16 protein-coding genes are annotated in these 19,837 nt (G+C 64.7%); 2 read left to right on the top strand and 14 right to left on the bottom strand.

Annotated elements, in window-relative coordinates:
- Positions 1 to 66: 66 nt before the first annotated feature.
- The 8 genes from nadD to ACTSLZ_RS07795 form a co-directional block, all read right to left on the bottom strand.
- A complete protein-coding gene (gene nadD / locus ACTSLZ_RS07830; RefSeq protein WP_238692296.1) occupies positions 67 to 726 on the bottom strand; it encodes a nicotinate-nucleotide adenylyltransferase in 660 nt (219 codons plus the stop codon).
- A gap of 148 nt (positions 727 to 874) precedes the next feature.
- The gene (locus ACTSLZ_RS07825) at positions 875 to 1,114 is read right to left on the bottom strand and encodes a hypothetical protein (RefSeq protein ID WP_129314314.1); all 240 of its coding nucleotides are present in this window, start codon (positions 1,112 to 1,114) and stop codon (positions 875 to 877) included.
- A 75-nt stretch (positions 1,115 to 1,189) separates the two neighbouring features.
- Positions 1,190 to 2,497 carry a glutamate-5-semialdehyde dehydrogenase gene (locus ACTSLZ_RS07820; protein ID WP_443094650.1) on the bottom strand — a complete coding sequence of 436 codons (1,308 nt, stop codon included), beginning with the start codon at positions 2,495 to 2,497 and terminating at the stop codon, positions 1,190 to 1,192.
- A 108-nt stretch (positions 2,498 to 2,605) separates the two neighbouring features.
- Entirely contained in the window at positions 2,606 to 3,811 is a 1,206-nt protein-coding gene (gene proB, locus ACTSLZ_RS07815) for a glutamate 5-kinase (protein WP_129314312.1), read from the bottom strand.
- On the bottom strand, positions 3,804 to 5,411 hold the full coding sequence (gene obgE / locus ACTSLZ_RS07810; protein WP_443094649.1) for a GTPase ObgE: 1,608 nt from the start codon (positions 5,409 to 5,411) through the stop codon (positions 3,804 to 3,806). Before obgE ends, proB begins: the two co-directional genes overlap by 8 nt.
- Positions 5,412 to 5,551: 140 nt before the next feature.
- Positions 5,552 to 5,809: a 50S ribosomal protein L27 gene (gene rpmA / locus ACTSLZ_RS07805; protein WP_129314310.1), complete on the bottom strand. Its 258-nt coding sequence runs from the start codon at positions 5,807 to 5,809 to the stop codon at positions 5,552 to 5,554.
- A 48-nt stretch (positions 5,810 to 5,857) separates the two neighbouring features.
- Positions 5,858 to 6,172, bottom strand: coding sequence for a 50S ribosomal protein L21 (gene rplU, locus ACTSLZ_RS07800; protein WP_129314510.1), 315 nt, complete (start codon positions 6,170 to 6,172; stop codon positions 5,858 to 5,860).
- A gap of 293 nt (positions 6,173 to 6,465) precedes the next feature.
- Positions 6,466 to 9,549 carry an Rne/Rng family ribonuclease gene (locus tag ACTSLZ_RS07795; RefSeq protein WP_443094648.1) on the bottom strand — a complete coding sequence of 1,028 codons (3,084 nt, stop codon included), beginning with the start codon at positions 9,547 to 9,549 and terminating at the stop codon, positions 6,466 to 6,468.
- 463 nt (positions 9,550 to 10,012) lie between these two features.
- Between ACTSLZ_RS07795 and ACTSLZ_RS07790 the strand changes: the two genes are divergently transcribed.
- The gene (locus ACTSLZ_RS07790; RefSeq protein ID WP_321201242.1) at positions 10,013 to 10,660 is read left to right on the top strand and encodes a vitamin K epoxide reductase family protein; all 648 of its coding nucleotides are present in this window, start codon (positions 10,013 to 10,015) and stop codon (positions 10,658 to 10,660) included.
- 122 nt (positions 10,661 to 10,782) lie between these two features.
- On the opposite strand, the gene ndk is transcribed toward ACTSLZ_RS07790, so the two are convergent.
- From ndk to ileS, 5 genes are read right to left on the bottom strand one after another with little or no spacing between them, the layout of a single operon-like run.
- A complete protein-coding gene (ndk, locus tag ACTSLZ_RS07785) occupies positions 10,783 to 11,196 on the bottom strand; it encodes a nucleoside-diphosphate kinase (protein WP_443094647.1) in 414 nt (137 codons plus the stop codon).
- Between the two features lie 10 nt (positions 11,197 to 11,206).
- Entirely contained in the window at positions 11,207 to 12,460 is a 1,254-nt protein-coding gene (locus ACTSLZ_RS07780) for a hypothetical protein (protein WP_443094646.1), read from the bottom strand.
- Positions 12,461 to 12,462: 2 nt separating this feature from the next.
- Positions 12,463 to 12,906 (bottom strand): DUF4233 domain-containing protein, encoded by a 444-nt coding sequence (locus tag ACTSLZ_RS07775; protein ID WP_443094645.1) that lies wholly within the window; start codon positions 12,904 to 12,906, stop codon positions 12,463 to 12,465.
- Positions 12,907 to 12,915: 9 nt separating this feature from the next.
- Positions 12,916 to 14,445 carry a bifunctional folylpolyglutamate synthase/dihydrofolate synthase gene (locus ACTSLZ_RS07770; RefSeq protein WP_443094644.1) on the bottom strand — a complete coding sequence of 510 codons (1,530 nt, stop codon included), beginning with the start codon at positions 14,443 to 14,445 and terminating at the stop codon, positions 12,916 to 12,918.
- A complete protein-coding gene (gene ileS / locus ACTSLZ_RS07765; RefSeq protein ID WP_443094643.1) occupies positions 14,442 to 17,747 on the bottom strand; it encodes an isoleucine--tRNA ligase in 3,306 nt (1,101 codons plus the stop codon). The genes ACTSLZ_RS07770 and ileS overlap by 4 nt, the downstream gene beginning before the upstream one ends.
- Positions 17,748 to 18,218: 471 nt before the next feature.
- Between ileS and ACTSLZ_RS07760 the strand changes: the two genes are divergently transcribed.
- A complete protein-coding gene (locus ACTSLZ_RS07760; protein ID WP_178979777.1) occupies positions 18,219 to 18,608 on the top strand; it encodes a DoxX family protein in 390 nt (129 codons plus the stop codon).
- Between the two features lie 20 nt (positions 18,609 to 18,628).
- Here ACTSLZ_RS07760 and cobA read toward each other — a convergent pair whose 3' ends face one another.
- Positions 18,629 to 19,834: a uroporphyrinogen-III C-methyltransferase gene (gene cobA, locus ACTSLZ_RS07755; RefSeq protein WP_443094642.1), complete on the bottom strand. Its 1,206-nt coding sequence runs from the start codon at positions 19,832 to 19,834 to the stop codon at positions 18,629 to 18,631.
- Positions 19,835 to 19,837: the final 3 nt, after the last annotated feature.

The raw sequence follows: 19,837 nt of genomic DNA, 5'->3' as shown, positions 1-19,837 counted from the left end.
GATCGGTCGTGGTGGGGATATTGCTACTCAGCTGAAACTCCTTGACGTATGCGCTCGTCGCGCACTCTACCGTGCTGTTCCCGAGTCTACCGGGGTCGGCCCGTTTTCGTGTTCCTTGGGCAGACGGTCGGGATTCCTCCGTCCGTCGTCCGCGTCGTCGTCCTCGTGCGGATCATACAGGTCGTACTTGTTGATGTACTGCACGACCCCGTCCGGAACCAAGTACCACACCGGTTTTCCGGCCGCCGAACGACGCCGCACGTCCGTTGACGAGATTGCCATGGCCGGGACCTCGAGCAGGCCCACTCCGTCACCCTGGTACGGTGCGGCCAGCTCGTGGCCGGGACGTGTGACCCCCACAAAGTAGGCCAGGTCCCACATCTCGGATGCGTCCTTCCAGGACAGGACCTGCGCCATGGCGTCGGCGCCGGTGATGAAGAACAAGTCCGCCTTCGGCCTGAGCTGACGGAGATCCCTCAGCGTATCGATCGTGTACGTCGGCCCCGGCCGATCGATGTCCACCCGGGAGACGGTGAATCGCGGATTCGACGCCGTGGCGACGACGGTCATGAGGTACCTGTGCTCCGCCGCGGATACCCGTTTGTCCGCCTTCTGCCACGGTTGGCCGGTGGGGACGAAGACCACTTCGTCAAGGTCGAACACGGATGCGACCTCGCTCGCGGCCACCAGGTGGCCATGGTGAATGGGGTCGAAGGTGCCGCCCATGACTCCGAGGCGCGTGCGGCCCGGACGCCGTGGTGGAACGGTCAGCCCGTCTTTGGTTGTGGCTTTGAGCTGGGGATTCATGGGATACGGCACCGGGGCCGCACGCGGAGAAACACCCGCGTGGGCCCCGCCCTCTTCGGACCGCCGGCTAGCGGTGATGCTTTTCGGTGTACTGGGTCATGGCGTCCTGCTCCTCAGGAGAGAGTTCCGAGGGGTTGGTGAGCCCGTCGCGCCGAATGCCTCGGCCGGAGAAGGAGACGACCACCATCATCATCAGCAGGAAAGCGACGAAAAAGATCACGGCCACCAGCCAGTGCGGGATGCCGAGATCGTAACCGGCGCTTTCTTCCGCTACGGGAGCGGCGGCCAGAATGGCTGAGCTGAGCATATTCCTTGGTCCCTTCCGACGGTTGGCGCGTGGCCGCCGCCGATTGTATCCGGTGCGATGAAGTCGTCCACCAGTTTAGCCCCTCGTGTGGCCTTGTCCTCGCACGACCCATTGTGAGGACGTCAACTGTGCGAGGCCCATCGGCCCACGGGCGTGAAGCTTCTGCGTGGAGATCCCAACCTCGGCCCCCAGGCCGAGCTCGCCGCCGTCGGTGAAACGCGTCGAAGCATTGACCATCACGGTTGCGGAATCCACCTCCGAGACGAAGGCGTCGGCCTTTGCCAGGTCGTTGGTGATGATCAGTTCGGTGTGACCGGTCGAGTACGTCCTGATGTGGTCCAGCGCCTCGTCCATCGAGTCCACCACTCGGACCGACATGTCGAGGGCCAGGCTCTCGGAGTCCCAATCGTCTGACTGCGCTGCAACCACCTGGTCGGAAAGACCGCCGGCCAATTCGGCTGCGTCGTCGTCCACGTGGAGGCGAACGCCGGCGTCGAGCAGGCCCTGGAGCACCGAGCCGGCCGCGGGAGCATCCCGCTGGATCAACAGGGTTTCGGCGGAATTGCAGGCCGAGGGGCGATGGACCTTGGAATTGACGACCAGCGGTACGGCTTGTTCCTCGGTCGCGGTGCTGTCCAGGTAAATGTGGACGTTGCCCTCACCGGTTTCGATGACGGGCACCCTGGCGTTGTTCACCACCGACTGGATCAGGTTTCCGCCGCCGCGCGGAATCAGTACGTCCACCTTGCCCCGCGCGAGCATGAGCGCATTGGCCCCGTCGCGGCCGAATTCATCGACCGTCTGCACGCAATCCATGGGGAATCCGGCGTTGTCCAGGGCGTCACGGATGATGCCCACCAAAGTCTTGTTGGTCTCCAGTGCGGCCGATCCCCCACGCAACATGGCGGCGTTTCCGGACTTCAGGGCAAGGCCGGCAATGTCGACCGTGACGTTGGGGCGTGCCTCGTAGATCGCCCCGACGACGCCGAGCGGGACCCTGACGCGGGAGACTCGGAGGCCGTTCGGGAGCGTCTGGCCGTCCAGGATCTCGCCGATCGGGTCCACCTGGGACGCCAAGTTGTGCAGGGCATCAATGAGTCCGTCGATGCGTTCATCGGTCAGGGTCAGCCGGTCCACCAGGTTCTCGGCCAATCCCTTGTCCTTGCCGCGCGAGACGTCCGAGGCGTTCGAGCGCAGAATGACTTCGCGTTGCGCATCAATGGCCTCGGCGATTCGCCGGAGGGCTCGATCCTTGCGACTCCGATCGGCCGTTGCGAGAGCGCGCGACGCCGTGCGGGCGTCGTCGGCCATGGCAGTCACGGCGGACTGGATGTCCTCCGGAACGGAGAAGGCGGACTGGTTTGCCTGTGCGTTTTGGCTCATGAATCCCACTGTAGCGGGAGCGCCGCGCAGTTTCAGCCGCGCGGACCACTACGGACATCTGTCCGTTCGGCAGCGGGCCGTTGACCCGGGAGACGCTCCCGCGCCGCCCTAGTACTTACGCCGCAACAAGGCCAGATTGTCCACGTGGACCAGGACCCCGTCGAAGCCCTCGCCGAGGTCGTCCACGACGTCGTCGGTATGCTGACCCGCCGTCTTGGCGCATTCCTCGCTGGAATAGGCGGCTATACCGTGCGCGATGGTCTTGCCGCTCGGCTCCTTCAGCGCAACCGGTTCGCCGGGGCGGAAGATGCCTTCGACCTTGGTGACGCCCGCGGCCAGAAGAGACGTCCGCCGTCGAATGGCCTTGACCGCGCCGGCGTCCAGTGTCAGGGCGCCCTTGGTCTTCGCCAGTTGGGCCAACCAGACCAACCGCACGGAACGCCGACCGCCCGTGGGCTTGAACCACGTGCCCACGTCCTGGCCCTCCAGAGCGGCCGATGCGTTCGCGGTCGACGTGACCAGGGCGGGAATTCCCGAGGAGGACGCGATCTTGGCGGCCTCGACCTTTGTGACCATGCCGCCGGAGCCGACCCCGGCCCGTCCGATGGTCCCAACCTCGACGCCGTCGAGATCCTTCTCGGGGTCCGTGACCTCCGGAATCCGTTCCCCACCCTCGGCCGGGTGCTTGGTGTACAACGCGTCGACGTCGGACAGCAGCAGAAGCGCATCGGCCTTGATCGTGTGGGCGACCAGAGCGGCGATGCGGTCGTTGTCACCGAATTTGAGTTCGTGGGTCGCGACGGCGTCGTTCTCGTTGACGATCGGCAGGACGTTGAGGTCCAGCAGTCGCTCCAGTTGTCGGTGTGCGTTGTGATAGCGACTGCGATGCATCAGGTCCTCTGCCGTCACCAGGACCTGGGAGATGGTGACGTTGTACCGGCTGAAGAGCTCGGTGTATCGGGTCATGATCAGGGACTGCCCGACGGAGGCGGCGGCCTGCTGCGTCGCAAGGTCCTTGGGGCGTCGGCTCAGGCCCAATGGGGCAAGCCCCGCCGCGATGGCGCCCGAGGACACGAACACCACCTCGACGTTTCGCTCGTGGGCTTTGGCGAGCACATCGGTGATGGTCGCGACCGCAAGCTCATCGAGCGAATTGGCGATGGAGGTCAGAGAGGAGGACCCGACTTTGACGACGACGCGCCGCGCTTTCGGGATGTCGGCTCGGCTCTCGATGGGGCTGATCCGGTTCTTTCCCCGGTTCTCGGCCGAACGCTGCACCTCGGTCCGTTTGAGTTTCCCTCTGGCCTTACTCATGGTCTGATTCGTCTCCTTGGGATTCGCTCGTCTCTGCGGCCGCTTCCCGGGCTTTGCGCTCGCGCCTCTCTTCAACCGATTCGGTCCACTTGCCCGCGAGTCGCTCGGCTTCCAGCTCGTCACGGGCAGCCGCCCGTGCATCCTTGCGCTGCTGGTAGTCTTCGCGCTTCTCTGCTCGTGTGGGTCGGATCAGTTCTTCGAGGCGGACATCGGTACCGCGCGGACTCGTGAGATTCTCCGCACCGGAGAGCATGGTCGGCTCCCAGTCGAAGATCACGGCATCCGCCTCGTTCCCAATGACCACGGCATCGCCGGGCTTGGCGCCCTGCTTGAACAGTTCGTCTTCCACACCGAGCTTAGCCAGACGATCCGCCAAGTACCCGACGGCTTCATCATTCGAGAAATCGGTTTGCTTAATCCACCGCTCCGGTTTCTCCCCCAGGACGCGGAACAACGGCTCGAGATTCCGCTCTTCATGACGGATGATGAACTCGGTTTCCTTCTTCCTGCGATGTCCGCGAGGCCGGACGACCGCTGGTTGGGGTTCCTCGACGGCGACCTCTTCCTGCTTGGCCCTGGACTCCTCGACCAGTTCGGCCATGGCGAATGTCAGTTCCTTGAGACCCTCGTGCGAGGCCGTGGAGACTTCGATGACCCGCATGCCACGCTCTTCCAAGTCCTCGCGGACGAAATCCGCGAGTTCGCGGGCCTCGGGCACATCGATCTTGTTCAGCACGGCGATGTGAGGACGTTCGACCAACGGCGTCGACGTCCCGGCCGACGGGTCGACCTCGTACCGCGAGAGCTCGCCGTTGATCGTCTCGAAGTCGCTGACGGGGTCACGGCGGGGTTCGAGGGTCGCGCAGTCGATCACGTGCACGATTGCGGCACACCGTTCGACGTGGCGCAGGAAACGGTGTCCGAGCCCTTTGCCGTCCGATGCGCCTTCGATCAGCCCCGGGACGTCGGCCACGGTGAAACGGGTGCTCCCGGCTTCCACCACGCCCAGGTTGGGTACGAGGGTCGTGAACGGGTAGTCCGCGATTTTCGGGCGGGCCGCGCTGATCGCTGCGATCAACGAGGACTTGCCGGCCGAGGGGTAGCCGACGAGGGCGACGTCGGCGATGGACTTGAGCTCCAGGACGATGTCGCGGGTTTCCCCCTCGATACCGAGCAGCGCGAATCCGGGCGCCTTGCGCTTGACCGAGGCCAAGGCGGCATTGCCCATCCCGCCGATTCCGCCCCGCGCGGCGATGAACTCGTCTCCCTCCCGCACGAGATCCGCGAGGATGTCACCGTCCTTGGTTTTGACGACGGTCCCCTGCGGGACCGAGAGGATGAGGTCTTCCCCGTGGCGGCCGTGGTTAAGGGCTCCTCGGCCGATATCGCCTTTGGGGGCCGTACGGTGCGGGGAGTGATGGTATTCCAGCAGGGTCGTGGACTGGCCGTCGACGCGCAGGACCACGTTGCCGCCGTGGCCCCCATTGCCTCCGTCAGGCCCTCCCAAGGGCTTGAACTTCTCCCGGCGCACGGACACACAACCATTGCCACCTGAGCCGCCGCTGGCATGCACGACGACTCGGTCCACGAAATTCGCCACTCAGACTCCTCGAAATACTTCACGTGCCCTTTGGGCGATTCTATCGACTTTAAAAGAAAAAAGAGGGCCTGTGCTGCACATGAGCACATGCCCTCTTTCTTTCGACGGTCACACGGACCAGCGTTGGCTCTGCGGTCCGACTACTCGGCCGCTGCCAGGATGTTGACGACTTTGCGCCCACGACGACGGCCGAATTCGACCTGGCCGGCGGCCAGAGCGAACAGCGTGTCGTCACCGCCGCGGCCGACGTTGTCGCCCGGGTGGAAGTGGGTGCCGCGCTGGCGAACGATGATCTCGCCGGCGTTGACGGCCTGGCCGCCGAAACGCTTCACACCCAGGAACTGGGGATTCGAATCGCGACCGTTACGGGTTGAGCTTGCACCTTTTTTGTGTGCCATACCTGCCTGCCTTCGGTAAAAATGTTCTGACGGAAACCGTGCTGTCGGTTACTTGGCGTCGATGCCGGTGATCTTGACGCGAGTCAGATCAGCGCGGAAGCCCTGGCGCTTCTTGTAACCGGTCTTGTTCTTGTACTTCTGGATAACGATCTTCGGACCACGGAGGTCTTCGACCTTCTCCGCAGTGACCTTTGCGGACGCCAGATTCTTGGCGTCGGCGGTGACCTTGTCGCCGTCGACCAGCATCAGCACGGGCAGCTCAATGGTGCTGCCGGCCTCGCCGGCGACGCGGTCAAGGGTCACGAGGTCTCCGACGGAAACCTTTTCTTGGCGGCCGCCAGCGCGGACAATCGCGTACACCACTTGGGAACTCACTTCTCTCGACGTTATATGTACAAAGTTTCTGGGGAGGGCGCCTGCTCAGGCGACTCCTCATTGAGGGGGAGGGCCGTCCGTGTCGCTTCCAACGGGATGACCCGCGGTAGTTGCGCTCTCATGCTCATCTCCCGACTCAGCCCGTGTCGAACGGCCCGGACCCTGACGTCCGTCATGAGGTGGCAATGAGCACCGGCTATCAAGCCTACGATACCGCACGATGACGGGCAAGCGGAGGTGACGCGTGTCGCCGCTGTGTCAGCGCGACACGCGTCACACACTCACTCGGGCCGTTTGATGTCCGACGCCTTGACCCCGACTCCCAGCATGGGGACGTCCTCCGCCGGCGAGGCATCCGATGCCGGAGCGGAGTACGAGGCCGTGGAGACAGAACCGCCCTGGGCCGAACCGGTTTCCTCAGTATGGATCGACCCGCCCACACCCGTACTGGAGGCCGCACGCCTGCTGCGGCGTTTCTTGGGTGCGGACTGTGCGGGCTCCTTCGGCGCCTCGCTCTTCGAGGGCTCGGTGGTCTCACCGGATGCCCCCTGTCCCGGGTTTGCGACGCCGGTCACCGGCTTCTCGGTGTGCGGTTCCGCACTCGGTCCGGTGGTCGCCCGACGCGAGGCCTGACGGCGAGGCTTCCGAGAGGGGGTCGACTCTCCGGACGATGAATCCGCGGCGGGCCTCTGCGAGGTTGCGGCTTCGGATGTGCCGTCCTGGGTCTTGCTGGACGCCTGGCCTGTTTGGGCGGGCTTCTTTCGGCCGCCTCGACCCGGCTTCATGTCCTGCAGCGCTTCCAACGCGGCCCGCCTGGCAGCTTCGGCACCTTCGCGTCCCGATCGATTGCGGAGGGGCTCCCGGCGTGAGCGGCGTGCCTGTCGAACTGGTCGCTCGTCCGAGGCCTCGTCCCCGGAGGTATCTTCCGGCGTCGTCCTGTCGGTGTCTGCCGTTTCCCGATCTTCCGGCCGCTCTCCCCCGGGCTTCCGCTCGAAGGCCGCGGCGAGCGAGTCGAGGCTGAACGGCCCCTGCTCCCCCTGGGATTCCTCGGACTGCTTCTCCGACCCACCGTTGGGGTTTTCCTGCTTCTGCGATCCGTGCGGCAGGGTCACGACCTCGCCCTGGATCGTCACGACGGCGTCGGGCTCCCCCTGGGCCACGCCAGCGGCGTGGTCGCCCTTGGTCGGCTCCGCCCCTGTGTCATCTCCGGCCGGCCTCTGGTTGGATTCCGACTCGGCTCCGCCACGACCCTTGTTGCGTTTGCGACGCTTGCGCTTCTTGGCCGACTTCGACTCGCCGGACTCCGGAGTGCGGCGGGCTTCGTCCTCCTTGGCCTGCGACTCGGAATCCTCTTGGTGCGAGGACGCCGCGGCTATGTTGGCGAGTGCGTGGCGTGTCGCCTCGGCTTTGGCTTCGTCCTGTTTGGTCTGTTCGTCCTGACGACGTTGCTTGTTCCGGTCCTTGTTGCGCTTCCGGTCACCGCGGCCGTGGTTGTCCGGACCCGGGGCTCCCCCGGAACGGCCCTTGAGCGGCTGGTCATGGACGATGAGTCCACGACCCGCGCAGTGCTCACAGGTCTCCGAGAAGACCTCGAGCAAACCGGTGCCCATTCGCTTCCTGGTCATCTGGACCAGGCCGAGCGAAGTCACCTCGGCGACCTGATGCTTGGTCCGGTCACGGCCCAGGCATTCGATCAGCCGGCGCAGGACCAGGTCTCGGTTGGATTCCAGGACCATGTCGATGAAGTCGATAACGATGATCCCGCCGATGTCCCGCAATCTGAGTTGGCGGACGATTTCCTCGGCCGCCTCCAGATTGTTCTTCGTGACGGTTTCTTCCAGGTTTCCGCCAGAACCGGTGAATTTGCCCGTGTTGACGTCGATGACGGTCATGGCTTCGGTCCGGTCGATCACGAGCGAGCCCCCGGACGGAAGGAATACCTTTCGGTCCAGAGCCTTGGCGAGTCCTTCCTCGATCCGGTAGTGATCGAACAGGTCCTCGTCGCCGTCCCATTTCTTGAGTCGGTCGATCAGGTCGGGCGCCACGTAGGTGACGTAGGCCTCGATGTTGTCCCAGGCTTGGTCTCCCTGGACGACCATTGCGGAGAAGTCCTCGTTGAAGACGTCCCGAACGGTCTTAATGGTCAGGTCGGGCTCCTGGTACAACATCTCGGGGGCGAGGGTCTTCTTGCCCTTGGACTTCGACTCGATGTCCTCCCACTGGGCGCGGAGCCGGTTGATGTCATGGGCGAGTTCTTCCTCGGCCGCCCCCTCGGCGGCGGTGCGCACGATGACGCCGGCCCCGTCCGGCAGCTTGTCCTTGAGGATCTTTTTCAGGCGGGCCCGCTCGGTGTCCGGAAGTTTGCGGGAGATGCCCGTCATCGAACCGCCCGGAACGTAGACGAGGAACCGGCCCGGCAAGGAGACCTGAGAGGTCAGTCGTGCACCTTTGTGACCGATGGGGTCCTTGGTCACCTGGACCAGGACCGAATCGCCGGACTTCAGCGCATTCTCGATCTTTCGAGGCTGGCCGTCGAGACCGGAAGCGTCCCAGTTCACCTCACCCGCATAGAGCACGGCATTGCGACCGCGGCCGATGTCCACGAAGGCGGCTTCCATGGACGGCAGGACATTCTGCACCTTGCCCAGGTAGACGTTGCCAATGAGGGAATCCTGTTGCGTCTTCGACACGAAATGCTCCGCAAGCACGCCGTCCTCGAGAACGCCGATCTGGATCCTGTCATCCTTCTGACGGACGATCATCTGTCGGTCCACGGATTCGCGGCGTGCGAGGAACTCGGCCTCTGTGATGACGTGGCGGCGGCGTCCGGACGCTCGGGAATCGCGGCGACGCTGACGCTTGGCCTCGAGACGGGTGGACCCCTTGACGGAGGCGACCTTGTTCGATGAGGCGCTCTCGGTCACCCGCGGGGTTCGAACCTTGGTGACCGTATTGGGCGGATCCTCATCGCTCCCCCCGGTCAGCTCAATGTCTTCCCCACCCCGGCGACGACGACGCCGCCTCCGGGAAACAACTTCGCCGTCCTCGACAGCGTCGTCGTCTGACGGTTCCTCGTCTTCGGAATCCTCGGAGTTCTTTTTGCTGGCGGCCGCCTTGATCTCGTCAAAATCGGGAGCGTGGAACAAGAGAGAGGGCGCCGAGAGCGGCGCCGTCACGGGGTTCGTGGAAGACTCGTCCGAGTCCGAGGTCGCCGGCGATTCGTCCTCCGCCGGAGCCTTGGCCGCTTCTGTTTCCGGCGTGTTCGATTCTTCGCCCTGGGGTTCTGGAGGTGTTGTCGGGGGTGTTGTGGGTTCGTTCTCTTCGGCCCCACCCTGAGGGGCGGTGCCTTCGTTCTGCGTATTCATATTCAGTCAGTACTCCTATGGAGCCGTTACCGGGCCGCACCCGGGATTCGGCCGTTCTCAATCGGTCCTGCCGCGACGTGCGCGACGGCCGGAAGTCCGTTCCCTACCCGAGGGGGCTCGTCGAGCCGGCGGCGAAATATGCCGGCGAAGGGCACCACCCGGGCCAATGGATTCGCCGAGCTTCGCATCCCGCTGAAGTCTTGTGAAAGGTGGTCTTCGCTCCGTTGCCCGAAGCGGTGCACGGCACCTGTCGGCGTCACATTGGATGAAGAGTCGCGTGCGGCGCGGCTCTCACCGTTCTCAGTATCGCACAGCTAGGCGCTGGCTTGCTGCTCATCGAATTGACAGCAAGTTTTGAGACGAATTCGAAAATTCGGGCCCAGACCTCTGAGCCGGCGTCGTTAGGATGAATGCAGTACGCGCACAGCCCGTTCTGTGCCGACCCGACCCCGAGGACTGACTTGTGAGCACATCCAGCGTCGACCCCGCGCCGAGGCACAGCGACAGGACCACGCTTCCGTCGACCAATCAGCCGCAGGAACGAAGCTTTGCGTGGCTGTTGATCGTCACGGGCGGCATCGGCTTCATCGCTTCCGCTGCCCTCGTCTTCGAGAGGCTCCAGGTTTTTCTCGACGCCGGCCACAAGTCGAGCTGTGACATCAACGCGTTGCTGAATTGCGGCACCGTGATGCGTACGCCTCAGGCCGAGCTCTTCGGATTCCCGAACCCGTTCATCGGCATCGTCGCCTACGCGATCGTTCTGACTATTGGCGCGGCGATCTTCGCGGGTGCCAGGTTCGCCAGGTGGTACTGGATGAGCATCGAGGTCGGCGTCGTGCTGGGGTCCTTGTTCACTTTCTGGCTCTGGTACCAGACCACCTTCCAGATCGATGCACTGTGCCTGTACTGCATGGTGGTCTGGATCGTGCAGACGGCCCTCGCGGTCAACGTGACGATGCGCAACATCCGAACCGGGGTGATTCCGGTGTCGCCGCGCGTGGCCGAGACGCTGCCGGCCTGGTCGTGGTTCCTGGTCGTCATGATCCTGTTGGTCCTGTTCGGCATCATCTTCATCCGGTTCTTCTCCAACATCCTCTCGATGCTCTCCTGATGCGCGAGCACGACGCCGTGGCATGAACCAGCTCGGACCAAGAAAGCCCCATCCGTCAATGACGGATGGGGCTTTCTTCTGTGTGCACCAACCCCGTAGGGGGCTGTGCGCCCGGAGTCGGTCTAGCCGAACCAGATGCCGATCTCGCGCTCCGCGGATTCCGTGGAGTCCGAACCGTGGACCAGATTCTTCTGGACCTTTTCTCCCCAGTCACGGGCGAAGTCACCGCGGATGGTCCCCGGGGCCGCGGCGGTCGGGTCGGAGGGACCCATCAGCGTGCGCACGGATTCGATGACACGATCGCCCTCGACCACGGCCGCGACCACGGGCCCGGACATCATGAATTCGAGCAGGGGCTCGTAGAACGGCTTGCCCTGATGTTCCTTGTAATGCTGTTCGAGGACCTCGCGGGACGGTGTCACCAGTCGAAGATCGGTGATCTTGTAGCCTTTGGTCTCGATGCGGGCCAGGATGGCACCGATCAGGTTGCGCTCCGTCCCATCGGGCTTGACCAGGACCAGCGAACGTTCGGACATCTGTGCACTCCTAAATATGGGGTATCTCTCCGCTACCGATCCTATCCGGGTCGTACAGGCGCGTCGGCATGACCCCGATCTCATTCAGCACCGAGGAGCCGAAGGAAACGGTTCCCGCAACCATGGACCGATCCCTCATGTCGTCGAGCAGCGTCTCCCGCGGAGCGAAGCGCAACCTCTGCAGAAGGTCGGTGGGCAGTTCATAGTCGAGGTGGTGGGAATCCAGAGGCACGAACCGATGATCGATTCCCCGGCCGTCGAGAAAATCCGCGATGCCCGAAATGTCCTTGGTCGCCGGAATCGACCAGTACACCGTGTCGACGACGCCCCACCGGGACTCGGCCCCGCTCAGTGCAGCGGCCATTCCCACAGGATCGATGCACGCATCCAGAAAGAATTCGGTGCCTTCCGCCGTCCGGCAGAACTCCGCACGTCCCGGCCGGCACAGCTCGATGCCCCCGGTCCAGGGCTCGCGATCCAGTCGTCGCGCGACGTCGTCGGCCAAACTCTTTCCCAGGTCGTGGTTCTGGGACAGGAAGTCCCCGGGTGGCACCTGGTGGACCGAAGCGTCCATACGATCACACGTCCGACGAAGAATCTCGGATGGAACGGGCGACTGGGGAACGCTGAACACGCGGTCGCCGTCCCGGATGAGGCCGAATTTCTCGCGTGCGACATGGGCCAGAGTGGGCCCGAAGACGTCCAGGTGCTCCGGAAAGACACTCGTGAACCCGACGGCGATTCGGTCCAGGACAGAGATTTCGTCGTGGGCGCCACCCATGCCTGCCTCGTGCACGATCACCTCTGCGCCAGCGGCTTCGAGCATCGCGTGTCCCATGATCGTGAAGATCCCCGTTGGGGCAAGATAGTTCCCCGGGGAAACGTCCACCTCGGAGACGGCAGGCTCGACGCGGTGCAACCAGCGATTGTACTCCGCGGCTCCGATCACCGTGCCGTCCAGGGCGAACCGGTCGAGGTTGGATACCGTTCCGGGCGATGACACCAGGCCGGTCCTGAATCCCGCTGCGCTCAAGTATGCGGCGGCGACCGCGGCGGCCTGGCCCTTCCCCTTGGAGCCCGTGACGAGCACGGTCGGAGTTCGCTGGGATCCGCCAAGTGCCTCGAGGAGCTCGAGGGCGGCGCCGACGTCGCGGGTGCTGTCGGCCCTCTTGCCGGACCACGAGCCGAAAACCGCTCTCGACTCGAGGTCTGTCTCGATCAGCCGCGGATCCGGGGTTCCGGCGGCACCGCCTGCCCACTCCATCCTCAGCCCTGGCCGTGCGTGCGGTCCCACTCCTGTTCGGCCTCCCAGCGCTCCTTCTTCTCGCGGTCGATCCTGGTGCCGGTGACCATCGAGTACCACCAGGCCGCCATGAAGCAGAGACCGATCACGAACATGGCCGGAAGCAGGAAGCCGGTCCCCACCAGGAGGAGTTGGAGAATCCACCCCATCGCGTAGCCCCAAGGCTTCCGGAGCACCGCGCAGTTGTAGACGAACGCTGCCGCCAGGACCAGGCCGCCAATCATGACGGAGACCTTGGTTCCGGTTCCCGAGTGAAGATGCTCAAGTCCGAAATACGCGAGAGTCCCGAAGAACACCACAAAAGCCTCGAGCAGAAGGACCGTCGAAGCGAACATGACCTTGACCGATCCCGGCTTCTTGATCTGTCCGGGGCGCCATTCGCGTTGTGCCTTGGTCAGGCGTGCCATCACAGTCTCCTACTGTCCGAGCAGTACACGTGCTTCGCCGACCACGGTGATCGACCCGGTGATGAGGACCGCGGCATCGAGCTCCTCGCGGGCAGCCGCATCGGAGATGGCCGCGACCGAAGCGTCGTCGATGCGTTCGTGGACCTCGACAGCGTCGTCGTCGAATCCGGCCGTCAGGGCCAGGTCGGCGAGCTCCTGAGCCGGAATCGCCCGTGGAGAGGTCGACGCGGTGACGTACAAGCGCGTCTCGAATTCGGTCGACTCGGCGTACTGTTCCCTCATGACCTCCAAGATCCCGAGGGCATCCTTGTCACGCAGAATCCCGACGACGATGTTGAGTTGGCGCACGTCGAAGGACTCGCGGACGGCAGCGGCCGATGCCCTCATCCCGTGCGGGTTGTGAGCGGCGTCGAGCACGACGACCGGTGCCGTCCGTACGGTTTCGAGCCGGCCGGGCGACGTCGCCTCTTCGAATGCGGTACGGATCAGGTCGATGGACAGCTCCTTCTCGCCCCCGCCGAGGAGCGCCTCGACCGCGGCGACCGCCAGGGAAGCGTTCTCCGCCTGGTGCTCCCCGAAGAGCGGAAGCGCGACCTCGGAATAGCGACCCGCCAGGCCCTGGATCGTGATGACCTGGCCGCCGACGCCGGGGATCCGTTCGGTCACCCCGAATTCGACCCCCTCGAAGCGGAACTCCGCCTCTTCGCGCCTGGCCCGGTCCAGCAGCACCTCGGCCACCGACGGGCGTTGTGCAGCCGAGACCAGGAAGCCACCCTGAGCGATGATTCCGGCCTTCTCTGCCGCAATCTCCTCCACCGTGTCCCCCAGCATGTCGGTGTGGTCCAAGTCGATCGGAGTCACCACGGACACCTGGGCGTCCGCGACGTTGGTCGCGTCCCATTCCCCGCCCAGTCCTACTTCGAGCACCATGATGTCCACGGGCGCATCCGCGAAGACCGCAAAGGCCAAGGCCGTCATCGCCTCGAATTCGGTCAGAGGGACTTCGCCCTGTTCGCCGAGCTGCCGATCGACCATCTCCAGGTAGGGGCGGATTTCGTCCCAGACGCGCACGAAGGTCGCGTCGTCGACGGGCTCCCCGTCCACGCAGATGCGCTCGTTGACACGCTCGAGGTGAGGCGAGGTGTACCGCCCGGGCCGGAGGTCATGGGCCATGAGCAGCCGCTCGACGAGACGTGCCGTGGACGTCTTGCCGTTGGTTCCGGTGATTTGGATGACCGGTGCGCTGTGCGCCGGGTCGCCCAGAAAATCCATGGCCAGACGCATGGCCTCGAGCCGTGGCGCCATCCGCGTTTCCGGCGCACGCCCCCTCAGTTCGGCATAGATGGACTCGACCGAGAACGCCGCGTCCATGAGGTCGCCCGAATCATCGGCCGCCGGGTGCGGACCGTCCGGTTCCTCGTCCAGGTCCGATTCCTCGGCGTCCTCGATGTCCTCGGGGGTCAGCGGACTGAGTTCGTCGGGCAGCTCCTCGGAGCCGTCCTGCGAGTCGTCGTCGTCTTTGAAAGGCTGGTCGCTCATGCATCACTCTCTGCGGATTCGGTCGGGACCGTCTCGACGGTCACCGAAGATTCGGACGACGTCTCGAGGACCAGATCCTGGGTCAGCGTCTCCCCGGACACAAGTCGTTCGTTCTCGCGGAGCGCATTGAGCACCTCGTCAGCGTCCCGGACCACTGTACGGATCCTGTCCGAGACCTGCAGACCCGCGTCCTTCCGGGCCTGCTGGATCACGCGGATCATGTCTCTCGCGGTGCCTTCGGCACGAAGGGCCGGAGTCAGCCTCGTGTCGAGGACGATGAACCCGCCGTCGATCACGGACACGGCCCGATCGGTGTTCTCACCTTCGGACACGACCGTCTCGAGCTCGTACTCCCCTTCATGGAGGGGCAGAGGCTCGTCGAGCGTTGAGCCGCCGACGACGACCGTGCCGTCCGCGTCGATGTCCCAGTCACCGGATTTGGACGCCTTGATGGCGACCTGCACCTGCTTGCCGAGCCTCGGCCCAGCAGCCCTTGCATTGACCTTGAGGCTCCGTGAGATCCCGTAGGACTCCGCCGAGACCTCCGCGGCATCGAGAACCTCGACGCTCTTGATGTTGAGCTCGGAGGCGATGATGCTCGAGAAGGTGCCCGCGAGTTCCTTGCCGCGCGGTACGGCAACGGTCATGGACGCCAGCGGCTGCCGCACGCGGATGTTCTCGGACTTTCGCAACGCGGACCCCGCCGAGCAGATGGCACGGGTGGCTTCCATCAACGCGATGAGATCGTGTTCCTGGGCCAGCACACCCTTCTGCGGCCAATCCGTCAGGTGCACCGACCTGCCGCCGGTCAGTCCGCGCCAGATGGCTTCGGTCTCCATCGGAAGCAGGGGCGCCGCCACACGACAGACGGTTTCGAGGCACGTGTAGAGGACGTCGAAGGCCGCGATGTCCTCGTCGAAGAAACGTTCCCGGGACCGACGGACGTACCAGTTGGTCAGCGCGTCCGCGTAGACCCGCAAGTGCTCGCACGCCGCCCAGACGTCGTACCGGTCGAAATCGTCCGTGACCTCCTCGATGAGTTGCCGTGTCTTGGCAAGGATGAAGCGGTCCATCACGTTCTCGCACGAGTACCGGAAACGGGCATCGTAGCCCCGACCGTCGAAGGCGGCGTTCGAGTACAGCGCGAAGAAGTGGTAGGCGTTCCACAGGGGAAGCATGACTTGCCGGACTCCCTCGCGGATACCGCGCTCGGTCACGATCAGGTTGCCGCCCCGCAGGATCGGCGATGACATCAGGAACCAACGCATCGCGTCGGATCCGTCCCTGTCCAGCACCTCGGTCACGTCCGGGTAGTTTCGGAGCGACTTGGACATCTTCTGCCCGTCCGACCCGAGCACGATGCCGTGGGAGATCACGTTCGTGAACGCCGGACGGTCGAACAGAGCCGTGGCCAGGATGTGCAGCGTGTAGAACCATCCCCGCGTCTGGCCGATGTATTCGACGATGAAGTCGGCCGGGTAATGGCCTTCGAACCAGTCCTTGTTCTCGAACGGATAGTGGACCTGGGCGTAAGGCATCGATCCCGAGTCGAACCACACATCGAGGACGTCCGGGACGCGGCGCATGGTCGACGCGCCCGTGGGATCATCCGGGTTCGGACGAGTCAGCTCGTCGATGTACGGCCGGTGGAGATCCGGTTCGCCGTCCTTGTTCAGCGGCAGGCGGCCGAAGTCGGCCTCCAGCTCGGCCAGCGAACCGTACACATCGGTACGGGGATAGTTCGGATCATCCGAAACCCACACGGGGATGGGCGACCCCCAGTAACGGTTGCGGGAAATCGACCAGTCACGGGCGTTCTCGAGCCACTTGCCGAACTGGCCGTGCTTGACGTTCTCCGGGATCCAGTTGATCTCCTCATTGAGTTCGACCATCCGGTCCTTGAACTGGGTGACGGACACGTACCAGGACGTGATCGCGCGGTAGATCAGGGGGTTCCGGCACCGCCAGCAGTGCGGGTACGAGTGGACGTACGAGCTCTCACGCACGAGCAGTCCCTTGGCGCGCAGGTGACGCACGATCGGGGTGTTCGATTCGAAGACCTGCATTCCGACGACGTCCTCGAGCTCCGTCCCGTTGAAAAGGGGCAGGACCCGCGCGCCCTCGTCGACGGTCAGGATCACCGGGATTCCGTACTTCTCGCACGTCGCCTGGTCGTCCTCACCGTAGGCCGGGGCCTGGTGGACGATTCCGGTGCCGTCCGTGGTCGTGACGTAATCGGCCACGAGGATTTTCCACGCGTTCTCGGTTCCGAACTTCTCGGTGTCGGTGAACGCGTCGAACAGCGGCTCGTACCGGATGCCCTCGAGGTCCTTGCCGAGGTAATGGGCCTCGATGGCCTCCCGCGCCGAATCGGCGTCCTCGTAGCCGAGATCCGTCGCGTAATCCTCGAGTCGCTCGGAGGCCAGCAGGAAGCGATCGGCCTTGGCCGAGGTTCCGTTGGGGCCGGCGGGCAGGGCCACGTAATCGATCTCCGGTCCGACCGCCAGCGCCAAGTTGGCGGGGATCGTCCAAGGGGTCGTGGTCCAGCCGATGGCGGCGACTCCGTCGAGTTCACGGCTCGCCGGCGTGTCTCCTTCCTTGAGAACGAACGTCGCCGTGATTGTGGGATCCTGACGGTCCTTGTAGACGTCGTCGTCCATCCGGAGCTCGTGGTTGGACAGCGGCGTCTCGTCCTTCCAGCAGTACGGAAGGACGCGGAATCCCTGGTAGGTCAGGCCCTGGTCGTGAAGGCGTTTGAAAGCCCAGATCACCGACTCCATGTACTCGACGTTGAGCGTCTTGTAATCGTTCTCGAAGTCGACCCAGCGGGCCTGGCGGGTCACATACTCTTGCCACTCGTCGGTGTACTTGAGCACGGCAGACCGGCAGGCATCGTTGAACTTGTCGATGCCCATTTCTTCGATCTGCTTCTTCTCGGACATGCCGAGCTGTTTCATGACTTCGAGCTCGGCGGGCAGGCCGTGCGTATCCCACCCGAAGCGGCGATCGACCTTGTTGCCGCGTTGCGTCTGGTACCGGGCGACGAGATCCTTCACGTAACCGGTCAGGAGATGGCCGTAGTGGGGCAGGCCGTTCGCAAAGGGAGGACCGTCGTAGAACACGAACTCGTCCGGGGTGCCTTCGGCGCTGTCGCGCTGCTCGATACTGCGCTGGAAAGTCCCGTCCTCGCTCCAGTAGTCGAGGACTCCTTCTTCCAGTTTCGGGAAAGAAGGCGAGGCCGGAACGCCACCGGATGCTGCGTTGGCGGAGTCGGTGGTGGCCTTGGGGTAGTGAGTACTCACGTGGTCATCCTGGATCTCGAAATCGAACATTCGTTTGCGTCAGGACGCCATGACGACGCGGTACCACCTCACTTGCCGTGAAAACTGGGACGACCCGCGGTGACCAAAGAAGGTCACCGCGGGGGTGTCTCAGCGGCCACGGCCGCTTCATGACGGCTGTCTCGGGCCTACCCGTCCGGGTCTAGTGAGGCTGTATCTATTCCGTGATCTCCCGCGCCGCAACGCCGAATGGGACATCACAGGTACTGCCCGTTCTTCCGGATTGCTCGCCGGTGATGGCCGGGTCGTCGCACTGCATATCAGTCTAAGCAGTTGGGCGATCCCTGTCTAACCCCTATCGCCGACGAATTCGACGCCGCTGTTCCGGTCCGTCACGAGGCCCTCAAAGACGCCGTCGGGGCGCGTTCGCGGCGGAACGGATGTGAGTCCCCAAGTGACATCGGGGCCGATCAACGGCCTAGAATCGAGGGCATGACGACTCCCGAACAGCGCAAGACAGCCACACGGTCCGCCCTCGTCCAGGGAACCGCGCTGGCCGCCATGGGTGCTCTGCATTTTGTCCGTCCGGAGCATTTCGATGCTCTGATTCCGGCGTCCCTTCCGGGGTCGGCCAGGGCCTGGACGCTCGGTTCGGGCGTGGCCGAGCTGGGGGTGGCCGCGCTCTTGCTCAACCGCCGCACCCGACGCACGGGCGGTCGGGCCGCGGTTGCCCTCTACCTCGGTGTATGGCCGGGCAATTTCCAGATGGCGTGGGACTACCGCAACAAGGCCCCGCTTCCGAAACTGATCGCTTGGGGACGGTTGCCCTTGCAGTTGCCGATGATTTCCTCGGGATTGCACGTGGCCCGACACGCGGCCTGAGCCGAATGTACCGGCTGACGTCACGGATCATCAGGTGCCAGGCGAACGACGTCGCCGATCACGATGACCGCGGGCGCGGCCACTGAGCGCGCTTCGCAGCGAGCGGCAATGTCGGACAGGGTTCCGAACGTTGTCCTCTGCTCGGGCGTCCAGCCGCGCTCGATCACGGCCGCCGGTGTCGACTCAGGACGCCCGGCCATCATCAGCCGTTCGGCGGTCTCTGCGAGCCGCGTGACGCCCATGAGCAGCACCAGGGTGTGGTCCGTTCCGGATGGCGCGGCATCCAATTGCTGATGCCCGGTGATGACCGTGAACCCTGTGGCGGCGCCCCTGTGCGTCACCGGGATGCCCGCCGCCGCCGGGACAGAGATCGCGGACGTCACCCCCGGGACGACTTCGGTTTCGATCCCGTGGGACGCGCAGTACTCGACCTCTTCTCCCCCACGACCGAGGACAAAGGGGTCGCCACCTTTCAGCCGGACGACCCGGGCGCCGGTGCGGGCCTCGCGCACCAGGATCTCGTTGATCTCGGACTGAGGCACCGGGTGATGGCCGGCTTTCTTGCCGACCTCGATGATGACCGTGTCTTCCCGGAGCCGCGGCAGCACGTCCCGCGGGCCGAGACGGTCGGCGACGACGACGTCGGCCATGGCGAGCAGGAACCTTCCCCGGACCGTCAGGAGCTCGACGGCGCCGGGTCCGCCACCGACGAGGGCCACGGTTCCGGGTTTCTGGGCGTCGTCGACGGAGACCCTCTCGGATTGGGGATCCACGGGGGCCGTCCCGGATTCGAGGGCCGCCTCCAGCCATGCCGCGATGCGTTTGGCCCGGCGGGGGTCCTTGTTCGCGTTGACTCCCACGGTGACGCCGTGCGACTCGGCGACGCTGGGGACCCACGCCGTCCCCGCCTCCGGGTCTCCGCCCTTGACACAGAAGATTTTCCGGCGTGTCGCCTCCTCGGACACGAGGTCCTGGGTCGCCGGATCCGAGGTGTGGGTCAGAACGAGCCACACCTGGTCCAGGTCCGAAGGCATGAAGTCCCGAGCCTGCCAGCGCAGTTCGCCGCGTCCGGTCCAGTCGCGGATCTCCTGGCTCACGGTCGGTGCGACGACGGTCACGCGTGCCCCGTCCTCGAGGAGCGGGCCGATGCGCCGCGTGGCGACGGGTCCGCCGCCGACGACGAGCACATCCAACCCTCGCAGCTGCAGTCCGAGTGGATAGGTCATGAG

The sequence above is a fragment of the Rothia koreensis genome (assembly GCF_052232265.1).
Lineage (GTDB): Bacteria > Actinomycetota > Actinomycetes > Actinomycetales > Micrococcaceae > Rothia > Rothia koreensis.
Note: the sequence above shows the minus strand (reverse complement) of the source record. Positions and strands in the feature narration are given on the sequence as shown.

Coding starts and splice junctions, on each gene's coding strand:
- nadD (WP_238692296.1), bottom strand. CDS start 726: ATGGGCGGCACCTTCGACCCCATTCACCATGGCCACCTGGTGGCCGCG.
- ACTSLZ_RS07825 (WP_129314314.1), bottom strand. CDS start 1,114: ATGCTCAGCTCAGCCATTCTGGCCGCCGCTCCCGTAGCGGAAGAAAGC.
- ACTSLZ_RS07820 (WP_443094650.1), bottom strand. CDS start 2,497: ATGAGCCAAAACGCACAGGCAAACCAGTCCGCCTTCTCCGTTCCGGAG.
- proB (WP_129314312.1), bottom strand. CDS start 3,811: ATGAGTAAGGCCAGAGGGAAACTCAAACGGACCGAGGTGCAGCGTTCG.
- rpmA (WP_129314310.1), bottom strand. CDS start 5,809: ATGGCACACAAAAAAGGTGCAAGCTCAACCCGTAACGGTCGCGATTCG.
- ACTSLZ_RS07795 (WP_443094648.1), bottom strand. CDS start 9,549: ATGAATACGCAGAACGAAGGCACCGCCCCTCAGGGTGGGGCCGAAGAG.
- ndk (WP_443094647.1), bottom strand. CDS start 11,196: ATGTCCGAACGTTCGCTGGTCCTGGTCAAGCCCGATGGGACGGAGCGC.
- ACTSLZ_RS07780 (WP_443094646.1), bottom strand. CDS start 12,460: ATGGAGTGGGCAGGCGGTGCCGCCGGAACCCCGGATCCGCGGCTGATC.
- ACTSLZ_RS07775 (WP_443094645.1), bottom strand. CDS start 12,906: ATGGCACGCCTGACCAAGGCACAACGCGAATGGCGCCCCGGACAGATC.
- ACTSLZ_RS07770 (WP_443094644.1), bottom strand. CDS start 14,445: ATGAGCGACCAGCCTTTCAAAGACGACGACGACTCGCAGGACGGCTCC.
- ACTSLZ_RS07760 (WP_178979777.1), top strand. CDS start 18,219: ATGACGACTCCCGAACAGCGCAAGACAGCCACACGGTCCGCCCTCGTC.
- cobA (WP_443094642.1), bottom strand. CDS start 19,834: ATGACCTATCCACTCGGACTGCAGCTGCGAGGGTTGGATGTGCTCGTC.